Consider the following 19,680-nt stretch of genomic DNA (forward strand, 5'->3'; position numbering starts at 1 on the left):
CGCCGCAGGTGTCAGTCGTCGCAGGTGCCCAGCGTGAAGGTGCTCCAGCGCACGCCGTCGGCGGATATCCGGTACGTGCAGGGGTCGCCGGACACCAGCCGGCCCAGGGGGATCGTCGAGGCGTGGCCCGTCGCGGGGTCGGAGGACGTGACGTCGAACGTGCGGCCGCCGTCGACGCTGGTGTAGTGACCCCTCTCCGCGCCCAGCAGCAGCGTGTCGCCTGCCCCGGGGACCAGTACGCCCGTCAGTGAGCGTGGTTCGCGGACCGCGCCCGTGGTCCATGTCCGCTCCCACGTGCGGCCGCCGTCCCTGCTGCGGTGGACGGCCCGCAACGGATTCTTCACCGCTTCACCGGCCGGCAGTTCTCCCGTCTCCGCCGCGTAGACCACGCCGTCGCCGACCGAGACCCGCACGTCCCAGCCGGGCTTCTTCGCCGGGCTGTCGAGCACGCTCGCCTGCCACGTCCGGCCGGCGTCACGCGACACCGCCACGGCCGGTCCTCCGGTCACCGGGTGCTTCCCGGAGACCCACCACGAGCCGTCGGGCTCGGCGTAGGCCGCCGGACTCAACAGCCCGGCAAGCGGGGGACGCTGCCCCAGCACGCGCAGCCTGCCGTCGTCGGGGGACATCACCAGGAGCTGGTCCTTCGCGCACGCCTCTCCGTCGGGAACGGTCGGGTACCCGCACAGCGTCGACAGCGCGGCGCCCTTCGCGATCGACCGCACAACCCCCTCGGGTCTCACCCCACGCGCCTGCCAGGAGCGCCCGCCGTCCGCCGTGAACCACGTGCGGAACCGGTGGTCCCCCACGCTCTCGTGCACCCACGCCCTCCCCGAGCCGAGCACCCTCAGGTCCGCCGACACTCCGTCCGTACCGGAAGGGTCCGCCAAGGGCGCCTCGCGCAGGCGCCAGCTCCGAGCACCCTTGTCCCGCACCCCCACGTACTGGCGGCAGAACCCGTTCTCCGGCTGCCCCGTGTCCTGCACGCACTTGGCGAGCAGCGCGAAGCCGCTGCCGTCCGCCGCGAACCCCACCATGTGCGCCGATCCGGGCAGCTCACGCCCGGACGGAATCCTCGGCACAGGCACAGGCACAGGAACCGACTCCGGCACCGGCCCCGCCGCCGGCTTCGACGGCCCCGGTGGCTTCGCCGCGCCTCCGCCACCGCACCCCAGCAGCAGCATCAGCGCGACGAGGACGGCCCCCGCCGCCCCGAGCGGCGTGAATGGCTTGCGCATGAGAAGTCCCCCGTCTCGCGGCCTGCGGTCCCGTTTCCGCGGCCCCGCCGTCCCCGGCGGGGCCGCTTCTCCTTCTGGTACACCGCTGACCGCGACCGGGTTCCCCTTCTCAGGCCATCGGTTTCCGTGGCTGTCTCATCGGCTGTCTCGTCAGCTGTCTCGTTGGCCGGCTCGTTGACCGGCTCGTTGACCGGTTCATGTCCGTGGCTGTATCAGTGGCTCAGCCGTCCGAACCGCCGTACCGCCAGCGGAAGAAACACCGCTACCAGCACCACCGGCCACACCACCGCCAGCAGCCCCGCGTGTTCAGCTGGCCAGGAGTTTCCGGCCACCGCCGGGTTGCCGAAGAGGTCCCGTGCCGCCGTGGCCGTCGCCGACAGCGGGTTCCACTGGACAATCACGCCGAGCCAGTCCGGCATGGAGTGCGGCGTCGCGAAGGCGTTGGACAGGAAGCCGACCGGCCAGACCAGGATCTGCACCGCCTGGACCATCTCCGGTTTGCCCGCGACCATCGCCAGCTGGATGCCGATCCACAGCATCGCGAAGCGAAGCAGCAGCAACAGCCCGACGGCGCCAAGGAATCCGAGTGGCCCGCCGTGCCAGCGCCAGCCGATCGCGTGACCGACCGCGATCATGACCGCCAGGCCGGCGGCCGACTGGAGCATGTCCGCGACCGCGCGCCCCACCAGCACCGCCCCCGAGGTCATCGGCATCGAGCGGAACCGGTCGATGACCCCCTTGTTGAGATCCTGGGTGACCGCGAGCATCGTCGCTTCCAGGCCGAAGACCATGGTCAGCGCCAGCATGCCGGGCATCAGGAAGTCGACGTAGTTCCCCGGCACCCCCTTGCCGCCGCCGATCAGGAACCCGAACATCAGCAGCAGCATCACCGGGAACACCAAGCCGACGACCACCTGCACCGGCTGCCGTCCCCAGTGGGCGAGTTCACGCCGCGTCATGGTCCAGGAATCGGCGACCGCCCATCCGATCGTGCCCGCGCTCATGCCGCTGCCCCCTTCGTCCCGCTGATCCCCTTCGTCGTGCCGGGCTCACCCGCGCCGCCGGTCTCCCTCGTGAGGTGCAGGAAGACCTCGTCGAGCGTCGGCCTGCGCAGCGCGATGTCCTGCGCCTCGATCCCGGCCGCCTCCAGCGCCCGTACGGTCCCGGTCAGTGCCGCCATCCGGTCCGCCACCGGCGCGCTGATCCACCTCCGGTCCGCGTCCGTCTCCGCGTCAGGCCCCATCAGCGCGGCGGCCGCGCCCAGTTGCTGTGCGTCGTGCAGCACGACGTCGATCCGGTCTCCGCCGACCTTGCCCTTCAGCTCGTCCGGCGTGCCCTCGGCCACCGCCCGGCCCCGGTCTACGACCGTGATCCGGTCGGCCAGCTGATCGGCCTCCTCCAGGTACTGCGTCGTGAGCAGTACGGTCGTACCTCCTCCGACCAGCGACCGCACCGCGCCCCACACCTCCGCGCGCCCGCGCGGGTCGAGCCCGGTCGTCGGCTCGTCCAGGAACAGCACCTGCGGTTCGGTGATGAGCGAGGCCGCCAGGTCGAGCCGCCGCCGCATGCCTCCGCTGTACTTCCCGACCGCCTTGCGCCCCGCGTCCGCGAGCCCGAACCGCTCCAGGAGCTCGTCGGCCCGCGCGCCCGCCCGGCGCGCCCCCAGGTGGTACAGCCGGCCGAACATCTCCAGGTTCTGCCGCCCGCCCAGCTCCTCGTCCACCGCCGCGTGCTGCCCGAGCAGCCCGATCCGCCGCCGCACCTCGCCGGCCCGCGACCGTACGTCGAAGCCCGCCACCTCCACCCGCCCCGCGTCGTGCCGCAGGAGCGTCGCGAGGATCCGGACGATCGTGGTCTTTCCCGCGCCGTTGGGCCCCAGTAGGCCGTGTACCGTGCCGCGCCGCACCACCAGGTCGAGCCCGTCCAGCGCCCGCTTCTCCCCATAGCGCTTCTGCGCCCCTTCGACCACGATCGCCGCGTCGGCGTAATCGTGACCGCGACCGTGAGCGTGCCCGCGAGCGTCAGCCAATGCCATCCATCTCCTCCGGAAACAAAGTAGTCAAACTTGACTACATACCCAAAGCTAAACCCGCCCGGCCCATTCGTCAAACTTGATTAGCCGCTGGCGAAGGGGTTTTCCTGGCCGTCCGCCAGCACCCCCACGAAGGGCTCACCCTCGCCCGCGAAGGTGTACGCGCCGCCCTCGATCCGGGCGATCAGACCGCGCGTCCACTCGGCCCCCGCGTCCGCCGAGTGGACCCACATGTTCATGATTTCGCCGATGTGACCGAGCGACTCAGGCCCTTCCTCCGGCGTGTAGTACTCGGTGACGGCCGACCGCCACTTCTCCAGCCCCCGCACGCGCTTCCTGAGCAGCTCGACGGCCTCGGCCCGCTCCAGGTCGACGATGAAGCCGATCCCGGCCGACAGCACGTCCATCTTCTGGTCGTACGTCGTCAGCGCCTCGCGGAGCAGACCGAAGTACTCCCGCGTGCCCTCGTCCGTGACCTCGTACTCGGTCCTCGGCGGGCCGCCGGCCGTGCTCGGCGCGATCTCGTGAGCGTGCAGCAGCCCCTGCTTGGCCATCTGCTTGAGCGCGTGGTAGATCGACCCCGGCTTGGCGTTGGACCACTCGTGGGCGCCCCAGTACTCCAGGTCGTTGCGCACCTGGTAGCCGTGCGCGCGCCCGTGCTGACGGACGGCGCCGAGGACCAGCAGCCGGATCGCTGACATCGCCGCACCCTTCTACTCAACTTTGATCAGAGAGTAGCGGGTGCGGACGACGGCAGAACCGGCACCTGTCGCGGCTGCCTACAGCTCAGCCCCAGGTCTCGCCGCGTTCCAGGGCCACCAGCTCGAAGGCGGTCTTTCCGTCCAGGCTCTCGCGGATGATGTCGGCGTGGCCGGAGTGCCGGGACATCTCGGTGATCAGCCGCAGCAGCAGCCAGCGCATCGACACGCGCTCCGAGTCCGGGAACCACGGCTCGTCCGGGAGCGGGAAGGTGTCGTCCAGGCTCGGCACGGACCGGATGAACTCCTCGGTCTGCCGCGCGACCTTCTCCCAGTACGCCAGCCGGTCCTCGACCGTCTCGTCCCCGACGAGCCGGAAGCACTCGTGCCAGTTCTCCTCCGTACGCTCCACCTCCGGCGCCACCTGCTGCGCCCGCGCGAGCCAGCTCTGCTCGACCTCGGCAGCGTGCTTGAGGAGCCCGGACAGCGACAGTTCGCTCGCGCTGGGCGTGGTGGCCGCCTGCTCGTCGGTGAGGCCGATCAGCGCCCTGCGGATACCGCCGCGCTCGGCGTCCAGGAAGGCCAGGAGGGCGCCGCGCTCGTCGCCGGGGGCCTCTGCGTTCACGTGTACGACCATGATCTCCACCTCTTGTCGTCGCCGGACTGACAAGAACCACGGTATGAGCCCTTGCGGACAGCTTCTGTCCGCGACGCGACGGCCGACTCAGAACGGAAACTTCGTCCGCCCGTGCCGACTCAGAACGGGAACTTCGTCCGTCCGTGCTGCACCGAGATCCACTTCTGGGTGGTGAATGCCTCCACCGCCGAGTCCCCGTTGAGCCGCCCCATCCCCGACAGCTTCTCGCCGCCGAAGGCCACCTGCGGTTCGTCCTGGACGGTCGAGTCGTTGACGTGGATCATCCCGGTCTCGACGCGCTTCGCGAACCGCACGCCGCGCTCCAGGTTCCCCGTGTGGACCGCCCCGCTCAGCCCGTACTGGCTGTCGTTGGCCATCCGTACGGCCTCTTCCTCGCCGTCGAAGGGGATCAGCAGCACCACCGGGCCGAAGATCTCCTGCGTCAGGATCGTGGAGTCGGCCGACAGCCCGCTCAGTACGGTCGGCTCGACGAGATTGCCTCGCGTGGCGCCCCGTACGAGCGCGGTCGCGCCCTCGGCGAGCGCCTGCTCGACGAGGCCCGTCAGGGAGTCCGCCTGGAACGTGTTGATGACGGGGCCGATGTGGGTACGGGGGTCGGCCGGGTCGCCGGTCACCAGCGTCCGTACCTTCGCGACGAACTTCTCCGTGAACTCCGCCTCGACCGACCGGTCCACCAGGACCCGGTTGGCGGCCATGCAGACCTGCCCCTGGTACACGAAACGGCTGAAGACCGCCGCGTCGACGGCGTAGTCGATGTCCGCGTCGTCCAGGACGACCAGCGCGCTGTTGCCGCTCAGTTCGAGCACCGCGCGCTTGAAGTGGCTCGCGGCGACGGCGGCGACGTGCCGCCCCACCTTGTCCGAGCCGGCGAAGGAGATCACCTTCGGCACCCGGTGCTCTATTAGCGCGTCACCGACCTCCGCGATGTCGGTGACCAGCACGTTCAGCAGTCCTGCGGGCAGCCCCGCGTCCTCGAAGATCTTGGCTATCAGGCCGCCGCCGACGACCGGCGTGTTCTGGTTCGGCTTGATCACGACCGCGTTGCCCAGCGCGAGCGCCGGAGCGACCGACTTGAGCGTCACCAGGAAGGGGAAGTTGAAGGGGCTGATGACGCCGACGACACCGACCGGCAGCCGGTAGACGCGGTTCTCCTTGCCCTCCACGGGCGACGGCAGGATGCGCCCCTCGCCCCGCACGGCGGTCTGCGTCGCCTCGCGCAGGAACTCCTTGGCGAGATGGACCTCGTACGACGCCTTCAGCCGCGTACCGCCGAGCTCGTCGATGATCGCCTCGGTGATCTCGTCCTCGCGGTCCTGCGTGATCCGAAGGGCGCGTTCGAGGACGTCCCTCCTGCGGTACGCGCTCGCCGCGGCCCAGGCCGGCTGCGCGCGCTCCGCCGCCAGATACGCCTCGTCGACCTCGTCCACCGAGGCGACCGTGATCGCGGCGAGCTTCTCCCCGTTGTACGGGTTGAAGTCGATGATGTCCCACGAGCCGCTGCCGGTCCGCCACTCGCCGTCGATGTACTGGTGGGCCAGGTCGGTGAAGAAGGACATGCGATCCCTTACTGCAAGGTGTGCAGGTGCAGACTCCTGATAAAACGTCATTCTACTGGCCGGTTACGAGAGTTGGAGTAGACCACGGAGCACATCCCTGGTCTCCGCCGCGCTCGGGCTGTCCTTCTGTAGCCGCTCCATCACCCGCTGGTACTGGGCGACCTCCTCGCGCTTGTCGAGGTAGAGCGCGCTGGTGAGCTGCTCCAGGTAGACGAGGTCCGAGAGATCCGACTCGGGGAATTGCAACATCGTGAACGCGCCGCTCTCGCCCGCGTGCCCGCCGAAGCTGAACGGCATGACCTGGAGCGTGATGTTCGGCTGCTCGGAGACCTCTATGAGGTGCTGCAACTGCCCGCGCATGACGGCCCGGTCGCCGTACGGACGGCGCAGCGCGGCCTCGTCAAGCACGGCGTGGAAGTGCGGCGCGCGCTCGGACACGAGGACCTTCTGACGCTCCAGGCGCAGTGCCACCCGGCGGTCGATCTCGGCCGCGCTCGCGTGCGGCATGCCGCGGGAGACGACGGCGTGCGCGTAGCTCTCGGTCTGCAACAGCCCGTGCACGAACTGGACTTCGTAGATCCGGATGAGGGAGGCGGCACCCTCCAGTCCGATGTACGTCTGGAACCAGCCGGGCAGCACATCTCCGTAACTGTGCCACCAGCCCGCCACGTTGGCCTCCCGGGCCAGGCTCAGCAGCGACTCGCGCTCCGCCTGGTCCGTGACGCCGTAGAGGGTCAGCAGGTCCGCGACGTCCCTGGCCTTGAAGCTCACCCGTCCCAACTCCATGCGGCTGATCTTCGATTCGGATGCTCGGATCGAGTAGCCGGCCGCTTCGCGGGTGACCCCACGCGACTCACGCAGCCGCCTGAGCTGGGATCCCAGCAGAATGCGCCGCACCACGGAGCCGCTCGACTCGCCTGCGGTCACCTCTCCAGCCCTCCCCAGTCCGACAGTTCATCAGCGGAGCGACCTCCCCCAGGTGCCCGAGAGCCGCAGTCTGCCATTAAAACGCTTCAGCCCGTACTCATCCGATTACGGAAATGGCAAGAGCTGTACAAGACACCAAAAGAGGTGCCCGGGAGAAATGCGCAAGAAACGGCACGGGGTCGGACAGGTCCGGCGCGTGCACGTGCATCTGCCCTTGCATCTGCCGTACGCATTCGGAACCATGGTCCGCGCGCACCTGCATGCTCTTTCGTGCTGTCGCCGTACTACCGCCGCATCGCTACCGCTGTATCGCAACGACCGCGAATCCCGGGAGTGCCTCGCATGGGGACGAATGGATCGACCGTGCTCGAGCCGTTCGAGCCGTTAAGACAGGGCCTTCCACCCATCGACCCTGCCGCGGTCTCCAGCTCGGCCTCCTGCGCGCTGCCTCCCCGGTACGAAGCCGTTCGCGGCGCCCGCCAGTTCACCAAGTCGACGCTGGCCCAGTGGGAGCTCGGCGAGTGCTTCGACGACGTGGCACTGGTCGTCTCCGAGCTCGTCACAAACGCGCTGCGGCACGCGCTCCCGTCCGACACCCCGCGCACGGCGGAACAGGACCCTCCCGTACGGCTCCATCTGATGCGCTGGACCTCGCGTCTGGTGTGCGCGGTGCGCGACCCCAGCCACGAGAGCCCGGTGACACGGGAGGCCGACGACTTCTCCGCCGAGTCCGGACGTGGCTTGTTTCTGGTGGATTCGTTCAGCGACAGCTGGGGATGGCACCCGCTCGCCGGGACCCTGCACGGCAAGGTCGTATGGGCGCTGTTCCGGATCGGGGCCGAGCAGCAGTAGTAGTGGTAGTAGCCGTTGGCGGGAGTGGCAGTGCGTAGCGGGGGACCGACGCACGGCAAGGCGGCGGACCGTTTCCTTCGGTCGGCGCTGTTCCGGTCGGCCTGATCCGGTCGGCCTGGACCCGGCCTGCCTGAACCGGTCGGTATGGACCCGGTCTGCCTGATCCGGTCGGTATGGACCCGGCCTGCGTGATCCGGTCAGCCGCCGGCTGTCAGGTGGTCGAACTCGCCGTCCTTGATACCGAGCAGCATCGCCTCGATCTCGGCGGGCGTGTAGACCAGGGCGGGCCCCTCGGGGTGCCGCGAATTGCGGACTGCCACATTCCCGCCCGGCAATTTGGCAAACTCCACACAGGACCCCTGCGAGTTGCTGTGCCTGCTCTTCTGCCAGACCACCCCGTGGAGCTCTGTGGCCGCCATGCCGTTGTACGCGTGGTGCACAGGTCGCTCCCGGAAAGTGCAGATGTCAACTGCCCCGGATCATAGCTTTGTTCACTTGCTGATGCATGGGCAGATGCACGTGCACGCGGGGTGCCCCCTCGGTTACAGAACTCCGGATCAGCGCGAGGAGTACGGCAACAGGGCCATCTCCCTGGCGTTCTTGACGGCGCGGGTCAGCTGTCGCTGCTGCTGCGCCGAGACCCTTGTCACACGACGGCTGCGGATCTTCCCGCGATCCGAAATGAATTTACGCAGGAGATCGGTGTCCTTGTAGTCAATGTACGTAATCTTCGCCTCGTCCAGCGGATTGGGACGGGACTTGAGGGCCTTACGCGGGTCTTTACCCCGGGACAGGCGGGACATCATGCCTCCAGAAGAGAATCAAATGCGGACGGCAGGCGCTTCCACGCATCGCGCCCCGCCGCGTATTCGGCATCGGTCAACAAGCAGGATTCGAGGAGCTCTTCGAGCCCGCCCCGGTCGAGTCCCGGCGAGGTGAAGACGAGGTGCTGGCAGCAGTCCCCGTGCTCGGGGTGCCAGTCGAGCGCGGCCGCGGCCCTGCGTACGGGCGGGACCATCTCCCACGCCGCGTCCGGCAGCGACGCCAGCCACGGCCCCGCGCTCTCCACGCACAGCGCGCCGCCCGCCGCGTCCCAGGCCATCAGCGTGTCCGGGCGGTCCGCGAGCCAGAAGCGGCCCCGGCTGCGGGCGGCCGCGCAGGTCAGGTCCTCCAGCGCCGCGTACAGCCGTTCCGGATGGAAGGGGCGGTTCCGGTGCCAGACCAGCGTGCCGACGCCCTTGTCGTCCGCGTCCTGCGGAAGGAGCGCGCAGGCCGGGTGCTGACGGGCCGCCGCCGCCTCGATGTCGAAGCCCGCGAATGCCGCCTCGGCCAGCTCGCCCGAGGCCGCCCGGATCCTGCGGGCCGTCGGGTGCAGCTGGGCGAGCAGCGCCTCGTCCTGCTCGTCCGCCTCCTCACTGTCCACCACCGCGAGGACCGGGGCGTACTCCAGCTGGCGTGCCCAGGTGTCCGCGACCGTCCGCTGATCCGTCGCCGCCGCGGCCAGTCCGGCCTCCGCCAGGTCGTCGCCGCAGCCGAGGTACGGCAGGAGCAGCGCCGGGTCGACCGCCGTCATGACGGCGGTCAGGTCGAGTACGTCCCCGCCGTGCGCGACGACGACCTCGGCCATCGCCCTGGGCTCGACCGAGTCCCACAGTTCGACGACCGCGAGGCGGGTGAGCCCGCTGCCGGCCAGCCGCTCCAGCTCCGGCACGAGATCTTCGCGCAGCGCGCAGCACGCGCAGTCGTTGACCAGGGGCGCGTCGCCGGACGCGCTTTCGCCGAGGGTGTCGCGGACGGTACGGCGTACCGTCCCTTCGGCCGCGGTGGAGAGGTCGTGGTGCACGGCCACGCTGCCGGGAACCCGGCGCAGGAGCTGCTCCACGACCTCCTTGCGGGCATCGGAGTGCAGCCCGCCGACGATGACGACGGGCAGCTTTCCCTTCGCGGCCACTACTTCGCTCCGTAGCGGCGCTCGAAGCGCTCCACGCGGCCCGCCGTGTCCAGGACCCGCGCCGTGCCCGTGTAGAAGGGGTGGCTCTGCGAGGAGATCTCGACGTCGACGACGGGGTACGTGCGGCCGTCCTCCCACTCCAGCGTCTTGTCGCTGGTCATGGTGGAGCGGGTGAGGAAGGCGAAGCCGCCGGCCTTGTCGCGGAAGACGACGGGGCCGTACGACGGGTGGATTCCGGGCTTCATGGAGTGATGCCCCCTTCTGCTGTGGCTTGTGTGCCGGCTTCTGCTGCGGCTTCGGATGTGACCTGCGGTGCGACTCGCGGTCCCGGTCAGCGCTCTTCGCGGAAGTCGACGTGCCTGCGGGCAATCGGGTCGAACTTGCGGAGCGTCATGCGGTCGGGGTCGTTCCGGCGGTTTTTGCGGGTCACGTACGTGTAGCCGGTCCCCGCCGTGGACCTGAGCTTGATGATCGGGCGGACTTCGTTGCGTGCCATGTGGTTAGTATATGGAAATGGTTCCCATTTTCAAAGAGGAGTGATTCGACCTTGTCCGCCCACTGCCAGCTGACCGGCGCCCAGCCGGGATTCGGCAACAACATCTCCCACTCGCACCGGCGCACCTCGCGCCGCTTCGACCCGAACATCCAGCGCAAGCGCTACTGGCTGGCGAGCGAGGGCCGCCATGTCCGGCTCGTGCTCAGCGCCCGGGCGATCAAGACCGTCGACGTGATCGGCGTCGAGGCGGCCGTGGCCCGCATCCGCGCGCGGGGAGTGAAGGTCTGATGGCGAAAAAGAGCAAGATCGCCCGCAACGAGCGGCGCAAGGCCGTCGTCGAGCGGTACGCCGTGCGGCGGGCGGAGCTGAAGGAGATCCTCCGCAGGCCCGGCACGGGTGAGAGCGAGCGGGCCGCCGCGCAGGAGGAACTGCGCCGCCAGCCCCGCGACGCGAGCGCGACGCGCGTACGCAACCGGGACGGCGTGGACGGGCGGCCCCGCGGTCACCTCAGGAAGTTCGGGCTCTCCAGAGTGCGGATGCGGGAGCAGGCACATGCCGGTTTCCTCCCCGGAGTGCGCAAGTCCTCCTGGTAGCTTGGCGCGTTCTGACCTACCGAAACTGGGGAGTCCGGAGTGCGTGAGTACGTACGTACCACCTTCGCGGCGGCGGCCGTCGCTGCCGCTCTCGTCCTGACCGGTTGCAGCGGCGACAGCGGCGGCGGCACCGGCGGGGACAAGGGCAGGGACAAGGGCGCCGGCGGGAGTGCCAGCCGCGGCGCCGGGCAGAGCAGCACGGGGCCCAGCGCGGATCAGGAGACGTCGGCGGACGACGTCGCCGGGTCCTGGATCGCCACGACCGACGGCAAGATCGTCGCGCTGATCATCCAGGGTTCCGACGCGGCCGTGGCCGGTGAGCACGTGTGCGCCGGCACGGCGGCGAAGGCGGACAAGGTGACGCTGAAGCTGAAGTGCGGCGACGGCAACACCGACCGTACGACCGGGGTGGTCACGCGCGGTGCCGGCGGCGACTCGATCACGGTGAAATGGGGCAGCGGGATCGAGGACTCCTTCAAGAAGTCCGCCGCCGGGGACAAGCTGCCGGAGGGGATTCCTTCGGACATGCCGAAGCTGCCGGGGTCCTGACGGTCCGCCGGTTCCGGTCTGCCGTCGGCACCCGTCCGCCGGTACGTGACTACGCCGGGCCGCGGTTCCCCCAGGGGGCCGCGGCCCTTCGTCGTCCAGGACCCGCGACGGGTTCTCCGGCCTGTCCAGGGCCGGGGTGCGGGGGTGCGGGGGTGCCGCCGGGGATGTAGGGCACGTCCCGGGCACCACCGTCGTGGTGCGTCAGCCCGTTACGCCCGGGCGGGGATGCACGCGGGCGCGGTCGGCGGCGGCCGTGCCGTGTTCCCAGCCCGCGTGGTCGTTCACGCCCCGTACCCGCGTCGACGTCGTCTGCGGGAACATCCGCTCCGCTCTGTCCTCCACGGCCACGTCCCGCGCCGCCAGCACCGGCAGGAGCGAGCCGTCCGTCTCCTCCGTCACGTGTTGCGTGGTCTCCGACAGCCGCTGGCCCACCCGGCTCGCGTACGCCGTGAGGAACGCCTGGCGGAACGCCTTCGTTCGCTTGCGGCCGGACGCGCGCTGCGCCGCCTCCGCCCGGGTCATGGCCGCCGTGCCCTGCACGAGCAGCGAGGTGTAGAGCAGCTCGACGGCTTCCAGGTCGGGTTCGAAGCCGACGACCATGGAGAAGTTGAGTCCGCTGTTCCACACCGCGCGGCAGCGGTTCGCCGAGGCGGCGGCGTCGAGGAGGATCGCCTTGGCCGTCTCGTACGGGGCGTCGACGCCGATCCGGCACGCCGTCGGCGCGTCGCCGGTCTGCCCCTGGGCCGCCAGCAGCGCGGCGTCGATGCTGTGGCGCGCCATCAGCTCCTGCGCCTTGGCGGTGAGGGCCTCCGCCTCGTCCGGGAAGTCCGTCGCCTCCGCCTTGGCCAGCAGCGCCCGGATGCGGGTGAGCATGCGCGGCTCGTCGGGGGTGGGGGCGTGCGGGTGTACGTGCACGTTCTCGCCCGGTGGCGGGCCCACCGGCTCGATCGCCGGGAGCCTGATGAGCAGCCGGAAGAGTTCGAGGAGCGTGGTGGCGAGCGAGAAGCGGTCCGTCCTCTCGCGGGCGGCCAGCTCGTCGGCGTAACGCTCGTCGCTGCCCCACCACGGTCCGGTCGCCTCAAGTTCGCGCAGCTGTGCCTCCCAGCGGGGGGCCATTCTGGCGTACCTGCGGTTCTCCGCGGCGATCAGGTCGGTGGCCAGGCGCACGTGGCGGTCGTCGAGGTCGCGGCGGACGATGCGGACCAGGTCGGCGGGCTGCCAGCCGCGCTCCCAGGAGCGGCGTACGAACTCCTCGCCGCGCCGGAGGATCTCGCGCCCCGCTTCCGGCCAGGGCGCGGCGGCGATCAGTGAGGCGCCGAGGTCGAGGCCCGCGTCGTCCGCGGCGTACACCGCCGCGGCTACGGCCTTCTCCACCTGCTCCATGTCGTCGATGGTGTCACGCGGGTCCGTGGGGGCGGGGTGGAGGGCGGCGCTACGTCAAGGAGTCGGCTCAGCGGCCGCAGGGGCATCGGTCGAGGGAGGGCTGGGCCCGTCCGGTGCGGGACTCGGCGCGGAGGGCGTTCGGTTTCGGGGGGGGCGGCGCGGGCCGTCCGGCGGACACGGTGCGCAGCGGCCACGGCGTTGTCAGTGCCGGGTGCCAGACTCGCACTCATGAGCGATCGCTGGGCCGTCGCCGCGACGGACGGGGGTGGGGCGCTGCTCGTGCCGCTGGGGCGGGACGGGCGGCCGTCCGGTGACGTGCGCGCGGAGCCCGACCTCGTGGCGGCGGTCGGTTCCAGGCCCGAGGTCGGCCGGTGGGTGTGGCGGTCCACCGCCGAGATCTACCCCCGGCTGCTCGGCGCGGGCGTGCGCGTCGAGCGGTGTTACGACATCGAGGACGCGGAGTCGCTGCTCCTCGGCCACGAGGGGCGCCACGGCGAGCCCCGTTCGGCGGCGGCGGCCTGGGCGCGGCTGCACGACCGGCCCGTACCGCCCGACCCGCCGCAGCGCGCCGCCGAACCCGGCTCGCAGTCGTCGCTCTTCGAACCGCAGCCGGTCCCGGTGCCGTTCGAGGACCTGCTGGAGGTGTACGCCGATCAGCAGCGCAGGCACGAGGCGGCGGAGCATCCCGACCGGATGCGGCTGCTGACGGCCGCCGAGTCGGCCGGGATGCTGGTGGCCGCCGAGATGAACGGCACGGGCCTGCCGTGGCGGGCGGACGTGCACCGGGCGGTGCTGGACGAGCTGCTCGGCGAGCGGTATGCGGGAGGGGGCGACCCGCGCCGTATGGCGGAGCTGACGGACGAGATCTCGGCGGCTTTCGGCAGGCGCGTACGGCCCGAGCTGCCCGCCGACGTGATCAGGGCCTTCGCGCAGGCCGGGATCAAGGTGAAATCCACGCGGCGGTGGGAGCTGGCCGAGGTCGACCATCCGGCGGTGGAGCCACTGATCGCGTACAAGAAGCTGTACCGCATCCATACGGCGCACGGCTGGGGCTGGCTCCAGGACTGGGTGCGCGGGGGACGGTTCAGACCCCAGTACCTGCCCGGCGGGACGATCACCGGCCGGTGGGTCACCAACGGCGGCGGCGCGCTCCAGATCCCGAAGGTGATCCGGCGCGCGGTGATCGCCGACGACGGCTGGCGGCTCGTGGTCGCCGACGCGGATCAGATGGAGCCGCGCGTCCTGGCCGCGATCTCGCGCGACCCCGGACTGATGGAGGTGGCGGGACAGCCCGGCGACCTCTACAAGGCGGTGTCGGACCGGGCGTTCGCCGGTGACCGCGACATGGCCAAGCTCGCCGTGCTCGGGGCGGTGTACGGGCAGACCTCCGGGGACGGCCTGAAGAACCTCGCGGCGCTGCGAAGACGTTTCCCGCGTGCCGTCGCGTACGTGGACGACGCGGCGCGCGCGGGTGAGGAGATGCGGCTCGTACGGACATGGTTGGGGCGGACCTGCCCGCCGGCCGTGGGGTCCGGCGACGACGGGGAGGCGGGCATCCCGCAGGACGACGACCGGCCATCGGCGGCGGTGCGGGAGGGGGAGTTCACGCCGGGGTACGCGTCGACGAACGCCCGCGCCCGGGGCCGCTTCACCCGCAACTTCGTGGTGCAGGGAAGCGCGGCCGACTGGGCACTGCTGATGATGGCGGCGCTGCGGCAGAGTCTGAAGGCCGCGGGGCTCCGGGCGGAGCTGGTGTTCTTCCAGCACGACGAGGTGATCGTGCACTGCCCCGCCGAGGAGGCGCGGACCGTCGCGGAGGCGATCCGCGCGGCCGGTGACCTGGCCGGGCGGATCGCCTTCGGTGAGACGCCGGTGCGCTTCCCGTTCACGACGGCGGTCGTGGAGTGCTACGCCGACGCGAAGTGAGCGGCGACAGCCGCCGGGCGAGGCCGTCCCCCTGCCCGGCGGCCGTGTGGCGTGCGCGCTCACCCGACCGACGCGAGGGCCCCGCCCGAATGTTTCACCTGTACGGCGGCTCATGACTCGGGCGCCGATGGGTACCCGCCGCGCATGAGCGCATTCCAGAGCACGAGAACCAGTGAGATCGCAGGCCTCACGGACCCCACGGCCGCGAGTGACCTGGTCATCGGCATTGCGCCGTTCGTCGCGGGGCTCGCCATCGCGGCCGCTCTGATCGCCGCCGTGTGGTGGGGCATCCGTATCAGGAACCGTGAGCCGGCTCCTCCGACGCCCCAGGAGCAGCCGCACCGGCCGGACGGCTCCGGCCCGCCCGAGGTCAGAGAGCGCCGGGAACCCGACGAAGTCGTGCCTCCGGAAGGCGGACGGCTCCTCCCGCACGAGCTCAGAAACACGGGCAACAGCTCCGGCAGGCCCGCCTCCGGGAACCCTGAGGAACCGCCCCGGTGGGACGAGAAGTCCGGGGGTTCGTTTGGCAGCGGAGGCCCTGGCGGGTGACCGTCGGCAGGCGGTACAGCGCCGAGGGCGGGCAGGACGGCGAGCGCGCCGCGCTCCGCGCCTCGACCCCGGCCCGCGCGTCCGCCCGCGACGCCGCCCGCGTGGCCGTGCGGGTGGGCCTTCCCCCACTCGCCGGCGGTGTCGTCGTACGCCGCCGACGGGGCGTGGCGCTCACCGCCCGCCTCGACGCCGACCGCCACGCGGTGCGGCTCCTGAACGAGCTGCACCGGCGGTACGGTCCCGGCCCGCTCCACCTGCGCCTGGCGGGCCGGGACCTCGTTCTCCCGCTCTCCGTCGAGGACGCGCAGCGCGTCCTGGACGAGACGCCGGAGCCGTTCACCCCGGCCGGCCGCCTCAAACGAGGCGCACTCGGCCACTTCCAGCCGCACGGCGTACTCGTCTCGGCGGGCCAGGAACGCGAGGAGCGCCGGGCCTTCAACGAGGACGTCCTGGAAACCGGGCGGCACCTCCACCACCTCGCCCCGCAGTTCGTACGTACCGTCCGCGAGGAGGCCGGGCGACTGCTCACCGGCCCCGCGCCGCTGGACTGGGACGCCTTCGCCGCCACCTGGTGGCGGATCGTACGGCGGGTCGTCCTCGGTGACTCCGCGCGCGACGACACCGCGCTCACCGACCGCCTCGCACGGCTGCGCGGCTTCGGCAACTGGGCCTCACTCGTCCCCCCGCGCGCCACCGCCCGCCCGCGTGCGCGCTTCGAGCGCGAGCTGCGCGCCCACCTGGACCGGGCCGAACCGGGCAGCCTCGCCGAGGCACTCGACAGGACGCCGGCCAAACCGGGCGTCGATCCGGCGGGCCAGGTTCCGCACTGGCTGTTCGCGTTCGACGCGGCGGGCGTCGCGGCCGCGCGGACGCTGGCCCTGCTGGCCACCCACCCGGCGCAGGAGCAGCAGGTACGCAACGAGCTGGCCGTACCGGACCTGGCTCGGCCGCAGGTGCTGCCCTACACCCGCGCCTGTGTCATGGAATCCGTGCGGCTGTGGCCGACGACGCCGTTCCTGCTGCGTGAGAGCACCCGCCGGACGCGCTGGGGCGAGGGAACTCTGCCCGGGGGAACGACGTTTCTGGTGTACGCCCCCTACTTCCACCGGGACGGCTCCGCCCCGTACGGTGACCGCTTCGTACCGGAGATCTGGCTGGACGGCACGGCGCACACCGGCCCCGAGTTCGTGCCGTTCAGCGCGGGACCCGGCGTGTGCCCCGGCGAGGACCTCGTCCTGCTCGTGACCTCGACGCTCGTCGCCGCGCTCCTGGAGGGTCACGACGTGCGCCTGCACGGCCCGGTCCGGCTGCGCTCCGGCGGCCCCGTGCCCTACACCGTCAACCACTTCGCGCTGCGCTTCTCCGCCGCCGCCCGGCCCTGAGGAGGCGCCGGGCCGGCCGACGGGCGGTTGTCAGTGGTGGATGACAGGCTGGATTCATGAGGCCGCACTCATCGGGCCGTACTCATCGGGCCGCACTCACGCGTGCTGGATTCCCGCGGCTGTGAGTGCCGGATTCCTGCGGCTGGATCCATGAGGATGCGCGACGAAAGGCAACGTGATGATCACCACTGACTTCGTGCCCGGCTCCCCCTGTTGGATCGACCTCGGCGCCCCTGACGTCCCCGCCACGGCCGAGTTCTACAAAGCGGTGTTCGACTGGGAGTTCCAGAGTTACGGCCCGGACGCACCGGACGCCGGCGACTACGGCGTACTGAAGAGGAACGGCAAGGCCGTCGCCGGCATTGGGCGGCTCACCGAGGAAGGCGCGCGCTCCGCCTGGATGATCTACTTCTGCACCCCCGACGCCGACGCCACCACCGGGGCCGTCGAGCGGTCGGGCGGCACGGTACGGGTCCCTCCGATGGACGCCGACGGCGAAGGCCGGATGGCCCAGTACACCGACCCCCAGGGGGGTCAGTTCGCCGTCTGGCAGGCGGGCAACACCAAGGGGATGGAGGCGGCGGACGAGCCGGGGACCCTCTGCTGGACGGAGCTTTACACCACCGACGCGGCAGCCGCGAAGGAGTTCTACGGCAGCCTCTTCGGCTGGGAGACCCAGGACATGGCGCTGCCGGGCGGCGAGGGTACGTATTCGATGATCACGCCGGCCGGCCAGCCCCCGGAGCGGATGCACGGCGGTCTCATGCAGCTGCCGTCCGAAGCACTCGCGCTGACCGGTGGCAAGCCGTACTGGCACCCGGTGTTCGCGGTCGAGGACTGCGACGCCACGGTGGCCAAGGTCGGCGCGAGCGGCGGCAGCGTGCAGATGGGACCGGAGGACGCCGAGGGCGTCGGCCGGCTCGCCGTCTGCGTCGACCCGTCGGGCGCGGACTTCGTGGTGCTCACCCCGGCCACACCGGCCCCGGCCTGAGACCACCGCCGGCCCGGCACGCGCGGAGACCGGTGCTGGTTCGGGACTCGCGGCGGGTCACCGCCTCTCCGGCACGCGCCGAGGGCCACCGCCGGGGCCCCCGGTCAAGCCGCCACGGCCACCGCGGCCACCGCCGGTGTGCGCAGGGCCCGGCAGGCCGTCCCCAGGCTGGTGACGAGCGTCGCCGCCGAGGCGACCGCCACGATGCCGAACCAGATACCGAGCCCCTGACCGGGGAGGATCCCGCCCGTACGGACGGAGGTGAACGGGACGATCCCGGCGAGCCCGGCCGCCGAACCGAGGAACACTCCGGTCACGGTCAGCACGCCCCCCTCGCAGCCGACCATCGCCAGCACCTGGCCCGGAGTGGCCCCGGTGAGGCGCTGCCGGCCGAACTCGCCGCGCCGGTAGGACGTCGCGGCGTACAGGCTGTTGACCAGCATGACGCAGGAGAACACCACGATGATGCCGACGACCACCAGGTTCAGCGTCTCCAGGTTCTTGTCCTCCACCGACTTCGTGAGACCGGACGCCTTGATCGCGTCGGTCTCGACGGCCTGTATGTAGAGCGTCGCGGTCGCCATGCCGGTGAAGAGGATCAACGGCATGAGTACGCCCGACAGTTCGGCCACGCGGCGGCGCATCGTGTGGACCGCCAGGTAGCCGCCGGCCCCGGCGAGCGCCTCGATCGGCCTGCTCAGCCGGCCCAGCACGGTCCCCAGGAGTACGGGCGAGAACACCGCGAAGCCGGCGGCCAGCAGAATCGCGCCGTACGCCGCCGGTGCCATCGCCATGGGGTCGGTGCCGTCCATGGCGAAGGTGGTGAGTGCGGATCCGGTACCGGCGACGAGTGCGCCGTACCCGGCCGACTTCCGCCCCCGGCCGCCGGACCGGCGTACCCGGTTCCCGGTTCCGGTGGCCCGGCGGACCGCGAGGAACGCGGCGCCCACGGAGGCCAGTAGAGCGATGCCGAGACCCGAGACGAGGGCGATGGGGCCGAAGGCGTACCGCACGCTCCCCGCGACCTGCCCGCTCTCCTGGAACATCGCGAGCAGCCCCCGCCCCGCGAGCATCGCGGGCGCGATCGCCAGCAGCGCTCCCACGAGCCCGACCACGGCCGCTTCCCCGACGACCATCCGCTTGATCTGCGCCGGGGTGGCACCGGTGCTGCGCAGCAGACCGATCTCCCCGCCCCGCTGCCGTACGTTCACGGTGAGCGTCGAAGCGACGGCGAAGAACACCAGCAGCGATCCGTAGCCGCCGACCACGGTGGCGGCCGTGGACATCGACTCGGCGCTGACGTCGTCGACTCCGCGCGCCCCGGCCGTGTCGTGGAGCGAGTTGAACGTCATGATGATCACGGCCCCCAGGAAGGCGGACAGCAGCGTCGCGACAAAGCGCCCGGGGCGCTGCCGGACCGAGCTCATGGCCAGTGTGAACATCGCGCTCACACCCCCGCCGGAACGTCGAGACCGTCGTGGCCGCCGAGACCGTCACGGCCGCCGAGACCGTCGCGGCCGGTGCCCGTGGCGCAGGCGTCACCCGGCACCCGGTCGCCCAGGTGCGCGAGCCGCTCCGCGACCGCGTCCACCGTCGGCGCGCTCAGGTGACCCGCCAGCCGGCCGTCCGCGAGGAAGAGCACGGTGTCCGCGTACGAGGCGGCCACCGGGTCGTGCGTCACCATCACCACCGTGCGGCCGTGCACCCGTACCGCTTCCTGAAGCAGCCGCAGTACGTCGCGTGCGCTGCGCGTGTCGAGCGCGCCGGTCGGCTCGTCCGCGAACACCACGCTCGGTTCGGTGACCAGCGCGCGGGCGATGGCGACGCGCTGACGCTGCCCCCGTTATGTTCTTCGCGGTCCTGCAAGAGGGCCGCTGGCCTCCGGGCCCGGCATGACTG

22 protein-coding genes and 1 pseudogene are annotated in these 19,680 nt (G+C 71.3%); 8 read left to right on the forward strand and 15 right to left on the reverse strand.

Annotated elements, in window-relative coordinates; genetic code table 11:
* Positions 1-11 precede the first annotated feature (11 nt).
* The 7 genes from AS594_RS15880 to AS594_RS15910 all read right to left on the reverse strand — a co-directional run bounded on the left by AS594_RS15880 (position 12) and on the right by AS594_RS15910 (position 7,109).
* Positions 12-1,238 (reverse strand): WD40/YVTN/BNR-like repeat-containing protein, encoded by a 1,227-nt coding sequence (locus tag AS594_RS15880; RefSeq protein WP_240509020.1) that lies wholly within the window; start codon positions 1,236-1,238, stop codon positions 12-14.
* Between the two features lie 212 nt (positions 1,239-1,450).
* On the reverse strand, positions 1,451-2,242 hold the full coding sequence (locus tag AS594_RS15885; protein WP_069932803.1) for an ABC transporter permease: 792 nt from the start codon (positions 2,240-2,242) through the stop codon (positions 1,451-1,453).
* The gene (locus tag AS594_RS15890) at positions 2,239-3,267 is read right to left on the reverse strand and encodes an ATP-binding cassette domain-containing protein (RefSeq protein ID WP_240509021.1); all 1,029 of its coding nucleotides are present in this window, start codon (positions 3,265-3,267) and stop codon (positions 2,239-2,241) included. Before AS594_RS15890 ends, AS594_RS15885 begins: the two co-directional genes overlap by 4 nt.
* Before the next feature lie 86 nt (positions 3,268-3,353).
* The gene (locus AS594_RS15895; protein ID WP_069927663.1) at positions 3,354-3,971 is read right to left on the reverse strand and encodes a PadR family transcriptional regulator; all 618 of its coding nucleotides are present in this window, start codon (positions 3,969-3,971) and stop codon (positions 3,354-3,356) included.
* An 85-nt stretch (positions 3,972-4,056) separates the two neighbouring features.
* Entirely contained in the window at positions 4,057-4,605 is a 549-nt protein-coding gene (locus tag AS594_RS15900; protein WP_069930541.1) for a DinB family protein, read from the reverse strand.
* A gap of 119 nt (positions 4,606-4,724) precedes the next feature.
* Positions 4,725-6,182, reverse strand: a complete 1,458-nt coding sequence (locus AS594_RS15905) for an aldehyde dehydrogenase family protein (RefSeq protein WP_069927664.1) — start codon at positions 6,180-6,182, stop codon at positions 4,725-4,727.
* A gap of 63 nt (positions 6,183-6,245) precedes the next feature.
* Entirely contained in the window at positions 6,246-7,109 is an 864-nt protein-coding gene (locus AS594_RS15910; RefSeq protein ID WP_069927665.1) for a helix-turn-helix domain-containing protein, read from the reverse strand.
* Positions 7,110-7,451: 342 nt separating this feature from the next.
* On the opposite strand from AS594_RS15910, the gene AS594_RS15915 reads away from it, so the two are divergent.
* On the forward strand, positions 7,452-7,961 hold the full coding sequence (locus AS594_RS15915) for an ATP-binding protein (protein ID WP_069932801.1): 510 nt from the start codon (positions 7,452-7,454) through the stop codon (positions 7,959-7,961).
* A 197-nt stretch (positions 7,962-8,158) separates the two neighbouring features.
* Here AS594_RS15915 and AS594_RS15920 read toward each other — a convergent pair whose 3' ends face one another.
* From AS594_RS15920 to rpmG, 5 genes are all read right to left on the reverse strand, one after another.
* Positions 8,159-8,401 (reverse strand): DUF397 domain-containing protein, encoded by a 243-nt coding sequence (locus tag AS594_RS15920; RefSeq protein WP_069927667.1) that lies wholly within the window; start codon positions 8,399-8,401, stop codon positions 8,159-8,161.
* Positions 8,402-8,518: 117 nt separating this feature from the next.
* Positions 8,519-8,755, reverse strand: coding sequence for a 30S ribosomal protein S18 (rpsR, locus tag AS594_RS15925; protein WP_069930542.1), 237 nt, complete (start codon positions 8,753-8,755; stop codon positions 8,519-8,521).
* 8 nt (positions 8,756-8,763) lie between these two features.
* Positions 8,764-9,912, reverse strand: coding sequence for a CobW family GTP-binding protein (locus tag AS594_RS15930; protein ID WP_069932800.1), 1,149 nt, complete (start codon positions 9,910-9,912; stop codon positions 8,764-8,766).
* A complete protein-coding gene (locus AS594_RS15935) occupies positions 9,912-10,157 on the reverse strand; it encodes a type B 50S ribosomal protein L31 (RefSeq protein ID WP_069927668.1) in 246 nt (81 codons plus the stop codon). The genes AS594_RS15930 and AS594_RS15935 overlap by 1 nt, the downstream gene beginning before the upstream one ends.
* Before the next feature lie 86 nt (positions 10,158-10,243).
* Positions 10,244-10,408 (reverse strand): 50S ribosomal protein L33, encoded by a 165-nt coding sequence (gene rpmG, locus AS594_RS15940; RefSeq protein WP_069927669.1) that lies wholly within the window; start codon positions 10,406-10,408, stop codon positions 10,244-10,246.
* 51 nt (positions 10,409-10,459) lie between these two features.
* On the opposite strand from rpmG, the gene rpmB reads away from it, so the two are divergent.
* Genes rpmB through AS594_RS15955 form a run of 3 tightly spaced genes read left to right on the forward strand, consistent with a single transcriptional unit; the run spans position 10,460 to position 11,550 of the window.
* The gene (gene rpmB, locus AS594_RS15945) at positions 10,460-10,696 is read left to right on the forward strand and encodes a 50S ribosomal protein L28 (protein ID WP_069927670.1); all 237 of its coding nucleotides are present in this window, start codon (positions 10,460-10,462) and stop codon (positions 10,694-10,696) included.
* Complete coding sequence (gene rpsN, locus AS594_RS15950; RefSeq protein ID WP_069927671.1) at positions 10,696-11,001, forward strand: 30S ribosomal protein S14; 306 nt, start codon at positions 10,696-10,698, stop codon at positions 10,999-11,001. Before rpmB ends, rpsN begins: the two co-directional genes overlap by 1 nt.
* A gap of 39 nt (positions 11,002-11,040) precedes the next feature.
* Positions 11,041-11,550: a hypothetical protein gene (locus AS594_RS15955; protein ID WP_069932799.1), complete on the forward strand. Its 510-nt coding sequence runs from the start codon at positions 11,041-11,043 to the stop codon at positions 11,548-11,550.
* A 201-nt stretch (positions 11,551-11,751) separates the two neighbouring features.
* Here AS594_RS15955 and AS594_RS15960 read toward each other — a convergent pair whose 3' ends face one another.
* Positions 11,752-12,933, reverse strand: coding sequence for a DUF2786 domain-containing protein (locus AS594_RS15960; protein WP_069935134.1), 1,182 nt, complete (start codon positions 12,931-12,933; stop codon positions 11,752-11,754).
* Between the two features lie 228 nt (positions 12,934-13,161).
* Here AS594_RS15960 and AS594_RS15965 point away from each other — a divergent pair, with 228 nt between their 5' ends.
* The 4 genes from AS594_RS15965 to AS594_RS15980 all read left to right on the forward strand — a co-directional run bounded on the left by AS594_RS15965 (position 13,162) and on the right by AS594_RS15980 (position 17,781).
* Entirely contained in the window at positions 13,162-14,859 is a 1,698-nt protein-coding gene (locus tag AS594_RS15965; RefSeq protein WP_069935135.1) for a bifunctional 3'-5' exonuclease/DNA polymerase, read from the forward strand.
* A gap of 144 nt (positions 14,860-15,003) precedes the next feature.
* Positions 15,004-15,408, forward strand: a complete 405-nt coding sequence (locus tag AS594_RS15970; protein WP_069927674.1) for a DUF6479 family protein — start codon at positions 15,004-15,006, stop codon at positions 15,406-15,408.
* Positions 15,405-16,790, forward strand: coding sequence for a cytochrome P450 (locus AS594_RS15975; protein WP_079148188.1), 1,386 nt, complete (start codon positions 15,405-15,407; stop codon positions 16,788-16,790). The genes AS594_RS15970 and AS594_RS15975 overlap by 4 nt, the downstream gene beginning before the upstream one ends.
* A 178-nt stretch (positions 16,791-16,968) precedes the next feature.
* Entirely contained in the window at positions 16,969-17,781 is an 813-nt protein-coding gene (locus tag AS594_RS15980) for a VOC family protein (RefSeq protein WP_069932796.1), read from the forward strand.
* A gap of 104 nt (positions 17,782-17,885) precedes the next feature.
* On the opposite strand, the gene AS594_RS15985 is transcribed toward AS594_RS15980, so the two are convergent.
* Both AS594_RS15985 and AS594_RS15990 read right to left on the reverse strand, forming a co-directional pair.
* Positions 17,886-19,223: an ABC transporter permease gene (locus AS594_RS15985; RefSeq protein ID WP_069932795.1), complete on the reverse strand. Its 1,338-nt coding sequence runs from the start codon at positions 19,221-19,223 to the stop codon at positions 17,886-17,888.
* A 5-nt stretch (positions 19,224-19,228) separates the two neighbouring features.
* Positions 19,229-19,621: pseudogene (locus AS594_RS15990) on the reverse strand (ATP-binding cassette domain-containing protein); the annotation flags it as partial.
* Between the last annotated feature and the right edge of the window lie 59 nt (positions 19,622-19,680).

The organism is Streptomyces agglomeratus, from assembly GCF_001746415.1.
GTDB classification, from domain to species: domain Bacteria; phylum Actinomycetota; class Actinomycetes; order Streptomycetales; family Streptomycetaceae; genus Streptomyces; species Streptomyces agglomeratus.

Bases quoted from the DNA above. Each gene is read 5' to 3' on its own strand.
- AS594_RS15960 (WP_069935134.1), bottom strand. From the start codon at position 12,933: ATGGAGCAGGTGGAGAAGGCCGTAGCCGCGGCGGTGTACGCCGCGGAC.
- AS594_RS15965 (WP_069935135.1), top strand. From the start codon at position 13,162: ATGAGCGATCGCTGGGCCGTCGCCGCGACGGACGGGGGTGGGGCGCTG.
- AS594_RS15880 (WP_240509020.1), bottom strand. From the start codon at position 1,238: ATGCGCAAGCCATTCACGCCGCTCGGGGCGGCGGGGGCCGTCCTCGTC.
- AS594_RS15980 (WP_069932796.1), top strand. From the start codon at position 16,969: ATGATCACCACTGACTTCGTGCCCGGCTCCCCCTGTTGGATCGACCTC.
- AS594_RS15905 (WP_069927664.1), bottom strand. From the start codon at position 6,182: ATGTCCTTCTTCACCGACCTGGCCCACCAGTACATCGACGGCGAGTGG.
- AS594_RS15895 (WP_069927663.1), bottom strand. From the start codon at position 3,971: ATGTCAGCGATCCGGCTGCTGGTCCTCGGCGCCGTCCGTCAGCACGGG.
- rpmG (WP_069927669.1), bottom strand. From the start codon at position 10,408: ATGGCACGCAACGAAGTCCGCCCGATCATCAAGCTCAGGTCCACGGCG.
- AS594_RS15900 (WP_069930541.1), bottom strand. From the start codon at position 4,605: ATGGTCGTACACGTGAACGCAGAGGCCCCCGGCGACGAGCGCGGCGCC.
- AS594_RS15915 (WP_069932801.1), top strand. From the start codon at position 7,452: ATGGGGACGAATGGATCGACCGTGCTCGAGCCGTTCGAGCCGTTAAGA.
- AS594_RS15935 (WP_069927668.1), bottom strand. From the start codon at position 10,157: ATGAAGCCCGGAATCCACCCGTCGTACGGCCCCGTCGTCTTCCGCGAC.
- rpsN (WP_069927671.1), top strand. From the start codon at position 10,696: ATGGCGAAAAAGAGCAAGATCGCCCGCAACGAGCGGCGCAAGGCCGTC.
- AS594_RS15885 (WP_069932803.1), bottom strand. From the start codon at position 2,242: ATGAGCGCGGGCACGATCGGATGGGCGGTCGCCGATTCCTGGACCATG.
- AS594_RS15970 (WP_069927674.1), top strand. From the start codon at position 15,004: ATGAGCGCATTCCAGAGCACGAGAACCAGTGAGATCGCAGGCCTCACG.
- AS594_RS15985 (WP_069932795.1), bottom strand. From the start codon at position 19,223: ATGTTCACACTGGCCATGAGCTCGGTCCGGCAGCGCCCCGGGCGCTTT.